Here is an 18,291-nt window from a genome sequence, read left to right as displayed (position 1 = left end):
AAAATTTATCTTACCTGTGTAGGTTGCTCCTACACGTGATTTCATTGAGCTCTTGTTTGTTTAGAACAAGAGCTCAGTTGTTTTTGACTGTCGGCTTTCTACTAAACGTAAGTTTGCGTAGCGCTCCAAACGCGGGGAGAATCTCCGGCGTTTGCGCTGGCGACCTGCTTGAGCGCAGCATTGCGCGAAATCAGCGCCAAATGCTTACCGCGAACATCCCATTCGCGACGCTTCTTGCCAACAACCGCCATAATCATCGTCGTCAACACCGCCAGCGACATAATCAAAGCCAATATAAACAGCGTCATCCACAACGGCCACTGCACACGATCCTCCGGCGGCTTCACCGGATCTGGCAGCACGCGATACCCCGTCACCAACAACCTGTGCGAATTCACGCCATACGGGGTACACGTAAGCAGCGTCGCCAAATCGCGCCCCTTTTCGCGCTGCAACAAACTAATATCGTGCGGCTCAACAACGCTAATACGGAACACCCTGTAACGCAGCGTCTCCCCCTGCACGTCAAAGTAGAAGAAATCACCCTTCTTCAAATTCACCAAATCATCAAACATCGTAGCGTCCGCAAGACCCGTATGCGCCGTCACCACCGTGTGACGGTTCTTACCACCCACCGGCAAATCCGTGCCATACAAGTGGCCCGCACCATGCGCCAGCGTCTCCTGCAACGTGCCGTGATAAATCGGCAACTTCACGCCAATCTTCGGAATCTTCACAATGCCCATAATGCCCATAGGCTCGTCCAGCACCTTAAGATAACGCTTGTATTCAGGTGTGCTAGTTATATCTTTTTGGCCATCCGGACCATACGGGTCCGTGGTAAGCATATTCTTACGATGCTTGTTATACATTTTCGCGGCGCGAATGTGAGCACGGCGCACATCCCCAGCCTGATCGTGATTATACTTGTCGTACGCTGAAGAAATCTCCTTCGACACGCGATTGTTCCAAAGCGTTGAAACCACAGGGTAACTGAAGCACAAGATACCTGCCAACACGAATGCGATTGGCTCAACTATGCGGCGGAGCTTAGATTTTGGTTTTTTGGCGGGTTTTGCTTTGGTTGCGGGGGTTTGGGTTGCTTTGGTTGCGGTTGATTCGGTTGCGTTAGTTTGGTTAGTTTTGTTTTTGAAAAGCTTATTTTGGGAGATTTTGTTGAGGAAAGCATATACTTTAGCAACAACGTCGTTTAATTTCATGCTTCCTCCGTTTCTGTGGGATAATTAGGCTTAGATTGCTTTAGGTGCGTAGTGTGAGCGGTAATTATGAGATGTGGCTGTGAGAGATAGGAATTACTTGTCTCGCAGCGCTACGCTCCTATACCTCATTTGATCTAGTGGACAGGTAGTTAAGTTTAGTTTTTTGCTTACTTTTTTGCGGAAATAGTTATTCATCAACAAGATTATTACTATCGCTCCGCTTTTATATTGCTCGACAAGCAATTCCTATCTCTCACTACTAGTAAAACCGCTAGTGTTTTGTGGTGTGGTAGTAGAGTCTAGTGTGGTGTGTGCAGCAGCGCGAATGCTAGTGTTCTCTAGGCAATAAATACTCAACGTCTGCGGAGCACTGATGCTAGTGTTCACTAGGCAATAAGTAATCAGCGTGTGCAGCAGCACTAATGTTAAAGTTCACTAAGCAACAAGCAATCAACGTTAGCAGAGCAATAATGAATTAGTTTATTATTTAGTTATTTTTAGTTATTAATTGGGTGGGGCGCAGGAGTATAAACCCCTGCACCCCACAAGACACTCACCTAACGATGAGCATCAAAACCCAAATCAGGCGTTCTGATGTTCTTCATCCTTCTTGCGGTTACGCATGAAGACGAAGATGCCGATACCTACCAAGCCCATGCCAGCGATAGCGAAAATAGTAACGCCAGCGGCACCAGTCTTTGGAAGCTTGAACCAGAAGTCACCCTTGTTATCTGGGACGTTAGGAACCTCATACTCGAGCACAGCATCATTAGCAGTAGAAGCCTTGGACTCAAGATTTACTTCATAGGCCTGCTCAGAACGGGTATATCCTTCTGGAGCTTTAACCTCAACAAGATAAATCTTGCTATTCGTATCTGTAACCTTGGCAACGTAATCAGTAGTCTTGCCGTCTTTGCCAGTGGTGGTAATTGTGCCATTGTCACCAGCGGTAGTGTTCTTTGCATCCACAAAACCGGTCATAGCATTCTTGCAAGTATCTGTGCCATCAGGATCCTTAGCGCACTTTTCAGCTTCAGTTTTATCAGCAAACGCTTTGAACTGAGCACCCTTCAAAGCCTTGCGGCCATCTGTACTGCTAGTGCCTTTTTCAGTCGTTCCGTCGTACTTGAAGATGTGGAACTTACGGAACTCAGTCTTTGCACTGCCACCAGGAGTTGGCTTTGGATCAATATTAGGGCTATGGCCAGGAATAAAGCCAGACTTGTTTTCCAACTTTTTATCTGAACCGATGAATGAACTTAAATCGCTCTTCAACTTAAGCTTTACTGTAACAAGAATTTCTACTGGATTCGCATCAAGGGTATTTGCTTTTGTAACAATCTTATTGATACCTTTATTATCTTCAGTCTTAAAGGTTACCTTGATACGCTTGCGATCTGCACCAATACCATTGTTAGCAGTTCCATCTTCTTCACTAACGGAATAGTCATCAGTTGCAGACATTGCAGTTTGTTCGTCTTTAATCTTAACCTCAGTAACAATGCTTGTATCCACAGTTTCATACGCATTAGTTAAAACATCATCGTAGATAGTGAAATCTTGCAAATCGTCCTTAGTAAGATCCTTGCCGTTAGTTGACTTAGTCTTATTGAGCTTTGCACTAATAGTGTATGTGATATCATCTCCAGCACCAACCATCTTAGTAGTGTCTGCAGTCTTAGTCACATTATCCTTAATGTAAGCGTTCTTCGGATCAACAGTAATATCGTAAGTGTAGGTATTGTTTGTATTATTAGCCGTACGAGTTATCTGTGGAACCGTCATGTAGAACGGAGCAACATCGTTAGAATAATCAGGAGCAGCGGCAACTTCTTCAACCTTGTATAAACCGATTGCAAGGCCAGAGAATGTTGCTTCACCTTCACTATTAGTAGCTTTTTCACCATCAGTTACTGCAGATGTAGTAACAGTAGGTTTAGTTCCTGTCTCACCATTCAAAGCTTTGACTTTCTTAGCGAGATTAACCCAGCCATCCTTCGTGGTAAGAGTCACAGGTGCATTATCAATGGTATCAACCTTACTAATCTTGAATGTAGCACCTTGAATTTTTGTATTCTTTTGATTAGTGCCTTCATCCTTGTACTTGGTGATTTTGATAGTACCAGTCTTTTGGGCAGCAGACGTATCCCATGGTGCAGGCTCAGGAGTTGTCTGAGCTCCACCACTAGCAAATGCTACGTTGTTTGCAACCACGGCGCCGGCGACGCACAGCGTGCCAGCCATTGCGAGCGAGGCAAATGCCGCCACGCATTGTTTAGTGAATTTATTCACTTTCTTCTCCTTTGTTCAGTGCCCTTGTGGGCAGGTTTTGAGGAAAATACGTTTATTGTTTGTTATTGTGTTGCGCTTAGCGAGCCACGTTTCGTAAGCGAGCCACGTTTCGTGAGAAAGCCACATTTCGTAAGCAAGCCACGTTTCGCGGGCGCTTTTGGTGCGCAACAAGTTTTAGCGCGAATCGCACTGCAAGCTTGCGAGCCAGTTGCGTCTTTAGACCAGCTGGAGCGCAGGTTTGCGTGCAAAAATTTTCATCAGCATCGCCACCTTTCGGTAGCCCACCTTCCGACGCGCCTCAATACGGCACGCAACCATCCGGTGGCTTTGCGGACAAAATCTTTTACGGACGCAGAATAATCGTCAAATCGCCTAATATTCTTGACTTTTTTGACTAAACCGCGCCAAATTTCGGAAATCTTACTGTTGGTGTTACGGTTGCCGTTGCTGTTTCGCGCGATGTTGGCTTGCGTAGTACGAGCTTGCATAGCGTGAGATTGCGTGAGGCTTGCGGTTATCCCGCGAGCGATTCCGTGCAAACCACCCATCATGCCAGCAGCCACGCCGGCGAGCATCGCGTGACCCCACTTCGTCTGATCAACGAAGAACGCGCCGCACATAACGCACATGCCGATCATCGCCACCACCAGCAGCACCATGCTCATCCCCTCGCCGCCGGTCTTTGGCAGCGCGAATTTAGGCGGATCGATCACGTTCACTTTAAAGGTAATACGTTGCCAATTGTCTCCAAATGCGCCCATATGTTTTTCATTAAACACACCTTGCGTTGGCTGCAAAGTAGACCAATCAATGCCCGTTATATACTTTCCGTTATCGGTTTTAGTTGCAGTGTTATAAATATCTTGGAATTTATCAAGATTGCCGCCAAGAACATGCTTTTTGTCGTTACCTACATTTTCGACTCTATCGCCTTTAAGAGCATACACGGAACATGTGTATGTGCCAGCTTGCTGAGGAATACCAGAAATCTCTACTTCACTTCGCGCAACAGCGCTAACTTTGTCGAGAGGACCAGTTCCCTTCGTAAAACCGTACAGCAAATTAGAGTAGCAATTTTGGTCATTCATGCTACATGCGATTCTTTGTTCACGAGTTGCAAACGGCCATGGCTCTACGAACTCGCCGTAACCACCCTTCTTATCGTCCAAATGCATATTCAACGAATCATCAAGGCCACGACTCCACTTTTGCTGACCATCTTTTGTACACAACATGCGGAATGTGATTGGATTCTTATTAGTAACACTCCACGCACGCACATACGGGTTCTTAGTAAGGCTCGTGCCGCTCATAACGGTAAGTGGATTACTGGTGCTTAGAGAATCGTGCTGAGGATCAGCATCTTCAGACCTTAGCAACTCCATTTGAAGGTCGTTGTTATTATTATTTTTCGTAACCTTTACAGGAGCAAACACCGGATTCATAGTGCTGGTTGCGCTCGCTGAAGCCTTAAACTGGTTATTGCCAGCATCAGTATCGTCCGAAGTGGATCCGTCCGGGTAGTGCACAATCACATGCGTTTTGTAGTAATCTTTAGACGCAACCGTTGCATCTGGATGGAAAGTGACGTTGCCATACTTAGAACCTGAGCCTATGCCAGTATCATTACCATTGTAATTGAGTGGATTACTGCCAGCCGTTACGCTCTGCCTATTAGGCGCATTACTATCCTTCTGACCATTCTTCCAGAATGACCAATCGTATGCGTCATCGTACGTTGCAGGCGACGACGCGTCCTTCTTTAGCTCAAACCACGTGCCATTTGGGAACTCTGTATCGTCATCCGCAATCGCTTTATATGCAAGCGAATCAGTTTTTACCTGATCGCCAGTAGGTTTCTTGTTCTTTGGTAAACCAGACTGTACTTCCTTACCAGCTTGCACAGTCGCTTTCTCATACACAGGATTGTATTTGTGAGCTTGCGTGTGAATGTGGATTGGTATTGTGCGCTTCGCATAGTCAACGCCTTCCACAGCGTTTTTACTGCCGTTATCACCATCAAGCTTCCACTTGAAGTCTTTCAAAGGATCAGTGTTGTTCTTACTCGCATCTTTGTTGAGTGTTTTAACAGCTTTGTCGAATCTATCAAGCAAATCGTCATTGTCATTAATAAGATGCTGCTTATTTTTAATCGCGTACACTACGCACTCGTAATCACCAGTCTCTTTAGCCGTACCCTTAATCCATCCGCGAGTACGCTCAGTTGTGTTGCGTGAGTTACCATTCGTAATGTAATCGTCGTAGAGCTGCGTATCAGGGTGGCACTTGCTTCTATCCTTCTCGCAAGCTTTCTGCTGTTTCGCATCCTCTGTATGATCCCAAATCTTTACATCTTGCATCGTAATACCAGCAATGCCGCCCGACTGGTAGTGAGATTTAGTGCGATCTGGATTAACCCTATGGCAGATTGTGCGCAAATTGATTTGGCCAGGCTTATACTGAGACCAAGAATCAAGCCAGCGAGTCGTCTTATTAGTAGTATTTAGCTCCTCGCCTTTACTAAGGTTAATAGTAGTATCTTGCCAGTTGGTACTACTTTCTTTATCACCAACATTCAAGTGCAAATTATTAGCATCTTCATCATGCGAACGCGTAATATTCACATTCGCATAAATAGGCTTGCCGTTGTTACCGGAGTCCTTATTTTCAGAAGTGGAATTGTCAGGATAGTGAACAATAACCTGCACTTTGTCAGTTGCAGCAGGGAACCACTTGTGCGGTCGGAATGTAACCTTGCCAAACTTGCCCGTAGGATTCTTAGCTGAATTACCAGAGTCAGCTTTATTATCTTGATCATCCTCAAAGAATGTGTAGCTTAAAGATTTCTTAAACTCAAACCAAGTTCCGTCCGGCAGATCGCCTACGCGCACATCTTCTTGCAACTTATCCGCACCATTAGCATTCTTCTCGCTCTTAGGCACCTCAGTGGCTTGTTTGGTACCAGCCTCCATCTGCTTGGTCTCATACTTCGGGTTGTAGTAGTGAGCGTCGTTATGCACATGAATTGGGAAGGTTACCGAATCCCAATCAACGTGCCTTTGAGTGGCATCAATAGGATTGTTTTTGCTACCCTTATGATCCTTTAAGACTGTCTTAATAACATCTTCAAACTTGCGATCACCAGGGTTCTTTACAAACTTATTTAGCTCTGTATCAAACTTAGTTTGCAAATCGCCATGCTTACCATCTTTATTTTCAAGGTCTTTAATAGCGTACACAGTGCACACATAGTCGCCACTAGTGTTTACCTTGCCATGCAACCAGCCCCAAGTGCGCTCCGTGGTATCATGCTCATTACCATATAGGTAAAGGTTACTGTTGCATTTACTGCTATTGGCTTGACACTCATTCCTCTGCTCATTATTAGCTCTCGTCCATTGAGAAGGCTTCTTATCAGTAAACTTACCGTCTAGAGTATTGCCTTCTCGACCAGCAAGTGTTAAACCATTAACACCATCAATCTCATAGTTCGAGCGCTTATTAGTTGCCTTGTCTAACTTATAGCAAAGCATGCGCTGATAAATTTTTCCTGGCTTAGCGCTTGACCACGAGTCAAAGAACATTGGCTTAGTGTTGCCTTTACCATCACCTAACACTTCATCCGGGCGGAAACGAATACCAGTTTGATCATTGTCACCAATTTGTCTTCCAGCATATTGAGAATAAACCCTGAGATTTAAATCATCGTCTTGAATATCTTGATCAGTCACAGACACAGGTGCATAAACAGGTTTGCCAAGATTACCAGAGTCAGGGTCTTCAGAAGTTGAACCATCTGGATAATGCACAATTACAGGAGTGCTATACTCTCCGACCAAGGTACCATTCGGTGGCACAAAAGTAACTTTACCATACCTCTCTTCAGAAGAAGTATCGTCAGGCTTATCCTCACCTGATTTCTTGTTACTTTGCTTACCTTCAAACTTAGACCATGAAAGAACTGTCTTAGAATCTTTATACTTCTTTAACTCAAACCATGTGCCTTTTGGCAACCTTGTACCATTCGGTACAAGATCATTTTGACTCTTATCGTCACCTTTCACGCCATTAGAACCACTCTGGCTTACTGGAGCAGCCGAGGTAACTCCTCCCCTATGCCCAGCCTTCACATTCACCTTTACGTATTGAGGGTTATATTTGTGAGCCAAAGAATGCGCAACAAAAGTTACTGTCTTAGACTGCCAGTCGTATTTTTGGCTACCACTAGGCAAAGTGACGTTATAGTTTTTCTTTTTGACAGCGGTATCAAAATCAGTTTTTGCTTGGCTTCCATCTCTCAAAGCAAACACACGGCAAACGTACTTACCGCCCTTCTTAGGCGTGCCGGAAATCTCACCACGCGAACGTTCAATAGTAAAAGCGTCCTTATCAAACAACTTTTTGCTATTGCATGTTCCATTGGAGAAGCAAGTTTCCTGTTCAGTATCGCTAGCGTGGGGCCATTTTTCAGTCTGCTTAAAAGTTAAACCGTTAATAGTATTATCGTTATTATTTTTGGACAAATCGCTAAAGGTATAGTCTGACTTTTCTACTTTCCCACCTTTTTGCGTTGTTTCCTTCCAACAGAGCGACTTCAACGATATTTGACCAATTTGATACTGAGCCCACGAATCAATCCAAATACTTGATTTGAGCGGATCGTTAACAGTAATAGTAACAGAACCATTATCTCCTAAATTAGACCCGCCATAACCATTATGAATATTCAGCTTCAGCTCAGAATCTCTAGGATTTGGACGCTTAAGATTAACCGAAGCATACACTACGCTCTTAGCAAAATCACCGTTTTTATCAGCATTACCTGCGTCGCCATCAGTAGAACTAGAACCATCCGCATAGTGAACTACTACAGGAGTACGGTACTTCCCGGAATCTCCAGGCTCTCTCCACTTGTTTGAATAAAAACGGACTTGTCCATTATTTTTATCTTGCTGATCTATGCGAGACCAATCAAGAATAGGATCGCTATTTAGAGTGCTCCTACCAGACTTTTTTGTGTACTGCTTAATCTCAAAAGTAGCATCTTGAGGAAGATCACCAGCCTGAATAAAACTATAATTCTTCTTGCTCGGATCCTTAACACTTTGTGGTTTAGCAGTGTAAACAATCGGTATAACATCTCTCTGATTTTCACCAGTTTTTTCTGTCAAATCAATTGGAGTGTAAACAGGATTGTATATCCACGATTGAGGTATAACCTTAACCTTCATATCGTGAGTGTATTCAAGAGTCTTAGAATTGTTGCAATTGTACAATTCAGGATTAGGATACGTAATTTTTGTTCCAAAAGTAAAAGTCTTATATTTATCAGTCTTACGCGGATTATATGTTATGTATCCTGACTTAGGATTAATATAAACAGATCCTTCAGGCATACTGTTAGGAGAATTTACTGTTGCAATAGTATTATCAGACTTGCTTACAATTGAGTATCGTATTCCAATATCATCAGGTAGATCAGAGGAAGTTTTTCCATCATACACAAACTTGCCTTTAGAACTGTCGCCCTCCCATTTACCTGTTTTAATAATAGGCTTTATTGTTACTTTACGACCATAAATAGTAAGAGGAACGTTGTCCTTACCATAATCCTTCAACATAGAATCCTCATACTGCGGATATTTAATGTCATCCACACCTTTAGGGTTCATGTTATGTAAGTGTTCTACATAATCAGGTATGCCGTCACCATCAGTATCAAATGGGCCAAAAACAGCATACTTATTTCTACGCCAGTTACTCCTAAAGCCAGCAGCTACAGGCATCCTTGTATAAATATCTTTTTCTGTGTATCCATTTTCTAAGTAAGCACTTACAATCCACGTAAAGCGCTTATCACCAGTGTCCCATTCCAAACTAGCGAACAACGTTTCAAAAAGATTATTCTGATTCCACTTATATATTTCACACATGCCATATTGACAATTTTCAGGTCCACCCTCCAATCGAGAGTATGTGTAAGGATGTGGAAGTCCACCACCAACGCCATTGTCTCCACTCGAAGGTCCAAGATTATCATTCCAATTATCGTTGAAACCTTTAAACTGCCCACGATCACTAGGATCTTTAGTATATGTCCAAGCTGTCCAAGCCCCTGCAAATGTTTTCAAAGTACCAATGCGCATATCATCTTGATCTTCACGAACAAGTTGCGCAGAAGTATCACCTGTTTGTACCTTACCGCTTGAGCCTTCCCAATAGCGTTTAACAAGTATTGAGCTTTTATCTAGACCTTTAGGCAAAAACACTGACAAAGTAGGTTTACCGAGATAAGCAGTTCCATCTTTAGGTTTATTTCCTTTAGGCTGCATTTCACCTGCATCAAGCTGCCTAGCAAACTCTGCATTCCTGTTGAAAATTATTTTATAAGTTACTTTAATTCTTCCATTTTCTTTTTCAACAATTGGATCTTCAATCCTCATATCTCTAAATGCATCAGCAGCATCATAAGTATGCTCTTTATCTTTTCTACCACGATTATCCTCAGTGGTAGGGGCAACATAACCATTACCAGCGTAATCCCACCAAACACTTGCAGCATTTGCCTGTTTTGCAGGTGGAGCTATAAGCATGGTTAGTACAGTGATTGCGGCGACAAAAAACGCTAGTATTGCGCGACGGAAGGTACGGAAGGTACGCGATGTACGGAAAGTGCGGTCTTGGCGTGCAGTGCGAGCGTCTACAGAAACAGTTTGAGCGCAGGTACTGTGATGGTCAGAATCTGCAGATGCGGACGCGGAAGCTGCGGAAGCCGTAGAATTAGAGCACTGATGGTCCCTAACACCATCAGTTTGGTGATTTTTATGCGCAGTGAAAGAATTCAGAGCAAAACGACCCACGCGTGATGCGAGTCCACGGAGCTTTGCTGGTAGCATAATCCTCACCTTCCTAATTCACGGCCGCAGCATGCGCAGCGGCAACACCTATAAATATCTGTTATTTAATTTTGTTTTAAGTTGTGTTTTAAGTTTTCGCAGCACGATATTTGATACCGCGGACAGGTATAGACAACGCAATTAAAACCCGTTTTTCGCGCAAATCACCCCAAAAGCGATTTTTTCAAACGCAAAAATCTCAGCCATTCATTGCAGAGCCTACAACTCCAGAACAATTCAATTGGCAATCTTCCACTCAAACACATCAGGAGTCAACGAACGCGACTCCAATAATCAAGATGTAAACCAATTGCTCAAGCCATACAAGAGTATTAACTACAATACAGCATACCCCTGGATGCTATGAGGCGCATCGTAAATCTGAAGCACTAATAGTTATACCCCCCCCCCCATGAAGGATTTCAACTGATTTTTTAAGAATTTTTTTAGAGTTACGAAAAACTTTTGTTTATACGTAAATACACCCAAAAATCTACTGTAGAACACTTAATATTCGAATAATTTACACAAAAAAAGCAACTATTTTTGCACAAAGTTATTTATCTTGTCGGCGTGTCTTGCACTAAATGTTGTTATAACAAATATACACTTCCACTACATATTGTGCTGCCAGCCTGCGTGCGTACCAAGCCTACTCGCTACGCTCCAAACGAAAAGGCAGGTCGTGTCGCTCGCGCGGATTAGCCGCGCTCACAAAACACAACCAAAACTTTACGCAAGTGTAAAGAAAAGGTCGTTTGCGCAGCAAAAAAAAATCGGGGCAGATGCGCTCTCGCACTTCCGCCCCCCAAAACCCTAAGGTTTTCAAGCATTTCCAATTTTATCTTTCACATATCCAACTGTCAATAACAGTACAAATAAAAGCAAGCAATGAGTTAAATTTACTCGCTTTATCGTACTCTTTTGTATACTCAGATGCCTTTTTTATAAAATCACCTGCAACGTATCGAATAATGCTTTTTTGATCATTCACGCACTCATCACACTGATAATTCCTATACAGAAATTTCTTATACATATATGCAGTTATCACTATTTCTTTCATCTTCGCATTACACATATTTGATAACAATTGCTTGCATAATTAATGATATTTACGTTACATTGTATAGAATTATTATATACTTATATGAGAGATATAAGAAAAAGTACAAAATTCACCATAGACATAGGAGTCAAAATGACTACAGCAACAACAGATCTGGTAAACGTAAACTTTCGAGCAAAGAAAGAAGACAAACTCAACGCAGAACGAGTTTGCAAGGAGCTCGGAATCTCTATGAGCGCCGCGCTGAACGTGTTTATTAAAACGATTGGCCGCGAAAAGAGGATACCGTTAGATTTTTCGCTAGATCCGTTTTACGAACCGTCAAATCAAGCATATTTGAAATCGCAAATTAACGGCGTGAGAAATGGTACAATCAAGCTCGAAGAGCACAATCTAATAATGGATTAAGACGTAGGGTTCAAACAATGAGAAAAATTGCTTGGACTCCAGATGCCTGGAGTGACTATCTCTATTGGGAAAGCGATAATAAGACTCGTAAAAAGCTTAACAATATTATTAAAGAGATTATGCGGAATCCAATAGACGGAAAAGGTAAGCCTGAACCACTTAAAGGAAACTATTCTGGTTGCTGGAGTAGACGAGTAAATGATAAGGATAGAATCGTTTACTCATTTACAGATGACTCGATTATAATCTACGCCTGCAAAGGCCACTACGACGATAAGTAGGGAAGTAGAAAATCAAGTAGAAAATCAAAAGTGGGCCTAATGGGATTCGAACCCACGACCTTCTGCTCCGGAGGCAGACGCTCTATCCACTGAGCTACAGGCCCGCAACTTGTGAAAGTATACACGCTAGTAGGGATGCGAGGCGGGAAAACTTGTTAAACCCTCCAAACGCGAGAAAAGTTCCTCACATTTGGAGCACCACACCATGCCAAACCCTCCAAACACGAGAGAAACGCTCGCGCGGATTGCGACGCGCTCGCTACGAAACTCGCGTTGGAAGTCCCCCGGACTTCCAACTTAAGCGAGTTTCCGCATTGAAGTGCCTACGCGCGCTACGCTTTAAGCGCTTCGGCAGGTCAATACGCAGAAAGGCCCACGGAAAAACCGCGAGCCTTTCACACTACAAGCATCATCACCCGTCCCTAGCGGAAGACAACACTCACCCAGCACTCAGCATCCACCAGCACCACCCCCACCAGCATCAATGGTAAGAAAGAAAAAACGGCAAACCACATCAACCAGCAGAAACAACACCAGCAGAGGCAACAAACCCAAACAAGCCGTCACACGCCGAGCACAAGAATAATCAATAAAAACCGCTTAGCCTAGCACGCCAAACAACGCACTAGACTAAGCAGTCAAACACCAAACCCAGTATTAAACACCAGGCCTGCTAAGCAGCTTAGTGGCGGATCTTGCGAAGAGCAGCACCCATACCAGCAAGCACAGAAGCAGCAACAGCAGCCAAAGCTACCACAGCACCCGTGTTAGGAAGCTTAGGAGCCTTAGGAGTCTTAGGAGCTGGCTTTGGAGCAGGAGCTGGCTTGAATGGGGAGTTAGGCTCCTTATCCATAGCATCGCGAACTTCCTTAGCACCAGTATCGCAGCTCAAATCCTTAGCATGATCATTAGCAGAATCAAGCAAACCAGCAGCACGAGTACGGTTGTTATCAGCAATCTTCAACAAACCAGCAGCCTTAGCAAGCTTCTCCTTGATAACCTTAGCAGCATCAAAATTCTCGGAAGCCTTCGCATCCTTCATATCCTCGCCAAGCTCAGCCTTGATATCATTCACAGCAGCCTCAACGTGACCATAGTGAAGCACAGCCTTCTGAAGCTGACGACGAAGACCATTCAAGTAAGCGCAGTTATTGCCACCGAAGTTCTTCAAAATGTTCTCCCAGCCAGTCTGCTTCAAACCAAACTGAAGCCTATTAAGCAAAGCATCATAAGCAGCAACATTGGTCACACCACGAGCAGCAAGCTCAGCAGACAAGCCCTGATAATTCGTCTTAAGAAGATCAGTACCAGCAGGATCAACAAGCGAAGGCTCAGTTGGCTTTGGTTCTGGCTTTGGAGCTGGCTTAGCAGCAGTGTAAGGAACCAAAGTAGCAAGCTTCTTCAAAGCAGCAGCAAAAGCAGCCTTAGCAGCCTTATCATCCTTATTAGCCTTAAGAGCCTTAGCAGCCTTACCGAACTCATCGAAAGCAGCCTTAACAGCAGCAGCCTTCTTAGCATCCTTCTCAGCCTTCAAAGCAGCCTTAACCTGCTCCACATAAGCCTTAAGCTCTTCAGCCTTCTTAGGAAGAACAACCTTACCTGACTCTGGCTTCTTTTCACCTTCTGGCTTCTTTTCACCTTCTGGCTTCTTTTCGCCTTCTGGCTTCTTTTCGCCTTCTGGCTTCTTTTCGCCTTCTGGCTTCTTCTCGCCTTCTGGCTTCTTCTCGCCTTCTGGCTTCTTCTCGCCTTCTGGCTTCTTTTCACCTTCTGGCTTCTTAGAATCTGGGGTCTTAGTCAATTCAGCAAGCTCAGCATTAGCATCATTAAGAAGCTCCTGCTTCTCAGCCAAAGTTTCCTGAGCATTCTTCAAAGCAGCATCAGCCTTAGCGTAAGCAGTGCCATCCTTCTTAAGGTCTTCTACAGCCTGCTTAGCCTTCTCAACAGCCTTCTGCAAAGGCTTCAAATCAGTAGCAGTGTAGTTAGCAGCAGTACCCTTAGCAGCAGTCTGGAAAGCAGTCAAAGCAGCAGTGGTCTTAGCCTGAGCAGCGCCAAGATTTGCCTTAGCGACGGAAAGATTAGCCAAAGCAGAATTTAACTCGGCCTCAGTCTTGCCATCAAGCAAGTTGGCCTTTACAGCGTTAGCAAGGGTATTAGCATCAGGAATCTGGTTTCCATCCTTCAAGAGTGCGTTGACATCTGACACCTTATCAGACACGGCATCAGTAAGAGGAGTCTCAGCATCCTTGGCAGTCTTATACTCGTTAAACTTTGGAGTGGCAGTATTAAGAAGATCCTGAGCAGCATCAACCTTATCCTGAGCATCTTCAACAGCGCGATTAGCCTTGTTAAGACCCTTCTGAGCCTTAGCAACCGCTTCGTTAGCCTTCTGAACAGCAGTAGTATACTTATTAACCTTATCCTGAGCCTTCTTTACAGCAGCCTCATGCTTCTCATCCTTAGGAGCAGCCTGAGTAGCAGCAGCAGGAGCCTTGGTGTCCTTAGTATTCTCAGCGAGTGCTGGAGCGGCTACAGCCAAGCCAGAAAGAAGAGTGGCGCCAGCAGCGAATGCGGCGATAGCCTTCTTATTCAACATAATATTTTCCTTTCTTCTTCTCCTTCGCGCTAGGTACGCGAAGAAAAATTTGCTATACGACTCAATAGGGTGGGTCGTATCTCAACGCCAGCAAACTAGGATCTACCGGCGTTTGTTATTAACATACCCCCCCCCCGTTCGCAAAAGTCAAGACCCGCACACGCTCAAGAAACCATAAAAAACACGCTAAATAGCATTAAAAAATACTGCGCATGCCAAAAACGCCTTAAAAAATACTAAACTTTCGGCTTTATACCGTAAAAAACAGTAGTTTCAACATTTTCAAAGATTTTTCCCAGAAAACTTTAAGGTAACGCCGCGCTAAACCCCTACCAGCCACCAAAACCCTTGCAAAACCGCCACTTTCAGCGCGACACGCGCGACGACCTGCTTGAGCGCAGCATTGCGCGCGCGAAAGCAACTCGGAGCGCCGAGCTTGCTCAAGTTGAAAGCACCGGTGTGCTTTCAACGCAAGCGAGGTCTGCCTTCGTCTCGATTGACGAAGGCAGGGCAGAGTCGTGTTGCGATACTTAGGAACTAGGTTGTGACTGGCGTGCGCGATTTTGTGGACTTACCTACTCTCCAAGTCCCCAAACGCGAGCGTTGCGCACAACCCACAAACCCTCCAAACGCGAGATAAATTCCCCAAGTTTGGAGCGCCATACAACCCACAAACCCTCCAAACACGAGAAAAGTTCCCCATGTTTGGAGCGCAACCATCACGCGCCGCCGAGGAAGGCGAAGGTACCGAAGTAAAGCGCCGCCGCCACAGCAACCAACGGCACCAGCGCGCAAACCACCAAGAACAACCAATCGCGCACATGCACACGACTCACCCTCGCATGCGAGCGCTCCCCAGCTCCCCCAAAACCACGCGCTTCCATAGCAACCGCCAGCGTAGTCGAACGCCTAATCGAAAGCACCAACAGCGCAAACGACTGCGGGAAGAACGCGCGCAGCCGGCGCTCGTCGCCAAGACCGCGCGAACGCCTCGACGCAGTCAGCGCAGCCCAATCATCCTGCAGCACGCCAAACAATCGAATCCCAGCCAAGCCGCCGTACACGAAACGATCCGGCAAATGCAGCACCTGACTGAAAGCATCCGCCAAATCCGTGGCGTCCAAACCAATAACCGTCACAATCGCAGGAATACCAATCGCCAAAATCCTCAACGACGTGGCCACAGCCAGCAGCGCAGAGCGATCCGTAGCGTGCATCAGCCACCACTGGAACCAAGTATTTCCGCCACTTTTGCCATAAAGCAACACGGTGAGAGCGGAAGTAGGAGCACCCACCCACACGGGCCACGACAGGCGAATCACACGCAACGGCGTCAACTTAATGCAGGCAAAAATCGCAAACTCCAGCACAAGCGCCACCGACGCGGACAAGCAGTCGAGAGTAAACATCAACGGCATGGATACGATAAACGCTCCAAAAATACGGTATACCGGATTTAGTGATGCCAGCAGTGGCGAACGGCTGGAAAGTTTCGCTTCCTCGTTGCGATTGTTTACGGCGCTCACTTTGATACGCGAAATATCGGTTGCGTCGGTGGTTGCAGAAATAGCCTCGGAAGATTCGGAAAATGCAGAAGATTCGGCGTCGGCTACGGCGGAAGATGCGGCGGCTGGAGATGCGTCGGCATCGGAAGTCGCGGCGGATTTACCCTCCCCACTTTCCGGCACCAACTCAACCAAACGCGCACCCAACGCTTCAACCAGCTCACGGTCGTGCGTCACCACAATAATGCTCACGCCCTCGCTACGCAAACTTGCGATAAGACGAATAATCTGCAGCCACGTTTTGTGATCCTGCCCAAAAGTAGGCTCGTCCAAAATCAGCACGCGCGGAGCCGCAGCAAGCGACGCTGCCACAGTAAGACGACGCTTTTCACCGCCGGAAAGCGTGTACGGATTCGCCTTCGCGTAACGATCCAAACGGAATCGCTTCAGCAACTCCTCCGCCTTCACACGCGCCTCGCTTGCCGGAGCTCCAGTGCGAAGCGGCCCCAACATCACCTCATCCAACACCGAACCACACGCAAACTGATGCTCCGGATTCTGGAAAACGTACGAAATGCGTTTCGCCAAATCAGGCGACTTCCACTTCATTGGATCCGTGCCGTTCGCACCTTTAGCAAGCTCCTCACCCGCCACAACTTCGCCGCCGACCGCCGGCAAAAGACCAGCCAAAGTGAGCGAAAGCGTTGATTTTCCAGCACCATTCGCGCCGACCAAAGCCGTAATCTGCCCAGCTTTGAACTCTAAATTAATATGCTGCGCAATCGGCGTGTCATTGTGACTAATAGCAAGATCCTTCGTAGAAAGCAGCACTTCTCCGTAGCCTTCTGCCGGATCGCAGTTTTCGTAATATTTTTCAGAAGATTCTGCATTTGCGGAAGAATTACTTTCGGAAGATTTACTTACGGAAGAATTACTTACGGAAGATTCATTTGCAGAAGATTTTACGTTTTTCTTGTAGCGTTCCGGAAGCCAAATACCAAGATCCTCAAAGTCCAAGTCGGCGCGCGTAAACACCTCGTCCGGAGTGCCGTCCGCCACAATCACCGTGTGCGAAGAAGCCGCACGCGCAATATCGTCGTCGTGAACAGTTTCGTCGCGAGAAGTTTCGTTGTTCGCGACACCCTCACCATCAAGCCCAAGCACAACCACGCGGTCAATCATGTCAATCCACGGCTCCGCATGATGTTCCACAAGCACCATCGTGGCACGCGTCGAATCCAAAACCGCGCGCACTGCCCCCACAATCTGCCGCGTACCATCCGGATCCAAATTCGCAGTCGGCTCATCCAAAAGCAACACACTCGGCTGCATCGCCAACGCTCCAGCAAGCGCCAAACGCTGCAACTGCCCACCGCTTAAATGCGCAGTGGCACGATGCAATTGCAGACCATCCAACCCAACTTTTTCAAGACTTTCGCGCACACGATCCCAAATCTCACCGCGCGGCACATTCATATTTTCCGGACCAAACGCAACGTTATCTCCCAAACGCTGGAAAATCGCTTGCGCATCCGGATCCTGCAAAACCATCCCCACGCGACCGCGCGCCTTACGCACCGATACGCCGTCAACCAGCACGCGCCCCTCACTCACACCACCATCGGCATCCTCGACGAGAGTGGCATTACCCTTCCGCGCAACATCATTGCCAATTAAGCCAGCGGCGCCGCTTAGAATCGTAGATTTACCAATGCCTGACGCGCCCAACAACAGCACGCGTTGCCCGGCCTGAATCGTGAGGTTCAACCCGCGCACAGCGAAATTGTGGCGGGAAGCATGACGATAACCCCAATTTTCAAAACAAAGCTCAGCGTTACCAGCGTTACCAGCGTTACTTGCGTTACTTGCGTTACCAGCGTTATTATCGCGCGAATCTGTTGGAAGGAAAGTTTCAGCTTGTTGCGAATAGGTTGCGTCGGCAGTAAACGCTTTATCAACTGCTGGTTGAGCAGCATCAGGCATAGTAAATCCTTTATGGCAATGATAGATTATTTAATTATTTGCAA

At 45.9% G+C, this 18,291-nt stretch carries 7 protein-coding genes and 1 tRNA gene; 2 read left to right on the top strand and 6 right to left on the bottom strand.

Annotation, left to right across the window (positions count from 1 at the left end):
• Positions 1-101: 101 nt before the first annotated feature.
• The 3 genes from HXT56_RS00820 to HXT56_RS00810 all read right to left on the bottom strand — a co-directional run bounded on the left by HXT56_RS00820 (position 102) and on the right by HXT56_RS00810 (position 10,408).
• A complete protein-coding gene (locus HXT56_RS00820) occupies positions 102-1,220 on the bottom strand; it encodes a class C sortase (RefSeq protein ID WP_421778191.1) in 1,119 nt (372 codons plus the stop codon).
• Between the two features lie 582 nt (positions 1,221-1,802).
• Positions 1,803-3,512, bottom strand: coding sequence for a SpaH/EbpB family LPXTG-anchored major pilin (locus tag HXT56_RS00815; protein ID WP_421778190.1), 1,710 nt, complete (start codon positions 3,510-3,512; stop codon positions 1,803-1,805).
• Positions 3,513-3,769: 257 nt separating this feature from the next.
• The gene (locus HXT56_RS00810) at positions 3,770-10,408 is read right to left on the bottom strand and encodes a hypothetical protein (protein WP_421778189.1); all 6,639 of its coding nucleotides are present in this window, start codon (positions 10,406-10,408) and stop codon (positions 3,770-3,772) included.
• A 1,201-nt stretch (positions 10,409-11,609) separates the two neighbouring features.
• Here HXT56_RS00810 and HXT56_RS00805 point away from each other — a divergent pair.
• Together HXT56_RS00805 and HXT56_RS00800 are read left to right on the top strand one after the other, a co-directional pair.
• Positions 11,610-11,885 carry a type II toxin-antitoxin system RelB/DinJ family antitoxin gene (locus tag HXT56_RS00805; RefSeq protein ID WP_421778188.1) on the top strand — a complete coding sequence of 92 codons (276 nt, stop codon included), beginning with the start codon at positions 11,610-11,612 and terminating at the stop codon, positions 11,883-11,885.
• 17 nt (positions 11,886-11,902) lie between these two features.
• Complete coding sequence (locus HXT56_RS00800; protein ID WP_116712112.1) at positions 11,903-12,166, top strand: Txe/YoeB family addiction module toxin; 264 nt, start codon at positions 11,903-11,905, stop codon at positions 12,164-12,166.
• A 31-nt stretch (positions 12,167-12,197) separates the two neighbouring features.
• On the opposite strand, the gene HXT56_RS00795 is transcribed toward HXT56_RS00800, so the two are convergent.
• From HXT56_RS00795 to HXT56_RS00785, 3 genes are all read right to left on the bottom strand, one after another.
• Positions 12,198-12,270 (bottom strand) — tRNA-Arg (locus HXT56_RS00795).
• A gap of 578 nt (positions 12,271-12,848) precedes the next feature.
• Positions 12,849-14,759, bottom strand: a complete 1,911-nt coding sequence (locus HXT56_RS00790) for a hypothetical protein (RefSeq protein ID WP_421778187.1) — start codon at positions 14,757-14,759, stop codon at positions 12,849-12,851.
• Between the two features lie 719 nt (positions 14,760-15,478).
• Positions 15,479-18,247: an ATP-binding cassette domain-containing protein gene (locus HXT56_RS00785; RefSeq protein WP_421778186.1), complete on the bottom strand. Its 2,769-nt coding sequence runs from the start codon at positions 18,245-18,247 to the stop codon at positions 15,479-15,481.
• Positions 18,248-18,291: the final 44 nt, after the last annotated feature.

Origin of the sequence: Gardnerella nova, assembly GCF_049244055.1 — a bacterium.
Taxonomy (GTDB): Bacteria; Actinomycetota; Actinomycetes; order Actinomycetales; family Bifidobacteriaceae; genus Bifidobacterium; species Bifidobacterium vaginale_H.
The sequence above is the reverse complement of the archived record's forward strand: the minus strand, read 5'-3'. Positions and strand labels throughout refer to the sequence as shown.

Bases quoted from the DNA above. Each gene is read 5' to 3' on its own strand.
- HXT56_RS00820 (WP_421778191.1), bottom strand. From the start codon at position 1,220: ATGAAATTAAACGACGTTGTTGCTAAAGTATATGCTTTCCTCAACAAA.
- HXT56_RS00810 (WP_421778189.1), bottom strand. From the start codon at position 10,408: ATGCTACCAGCAAAGCTCCGTGGACTCGCATCACGCGTGGGTCGTTTT.
- HXT56_RS00805 (WP_421778188.1), top strand. From the start codon at position 11,610: ATGACTACAGCAACAACAGATCTGGTAAACGTAAACTTTCGAGCAAAG.
- HXT56_RS00800 (WP_116712112.1), top strand. From the start codon at position 11,903: ATGAGAAAAATTGCTTGGACTCCAGATGCCTGGAGTGACTATCTCTAT.
- HXT56_RS00790 (WP_421778187.1), bottom strand. From the start codon at position 14,759: ATGTTGAATAAGAAGGCTATCGCCGCATTCGCTGCTGGCGCCACTCTT.
- HXT56_RS00785 (WP_421778186.1), bottom strand. From the start codon at position 18,247: ATGCCTGATGCTGCTCAACCAGCAGTTGATAAAGCGTTTACTGCCGAC.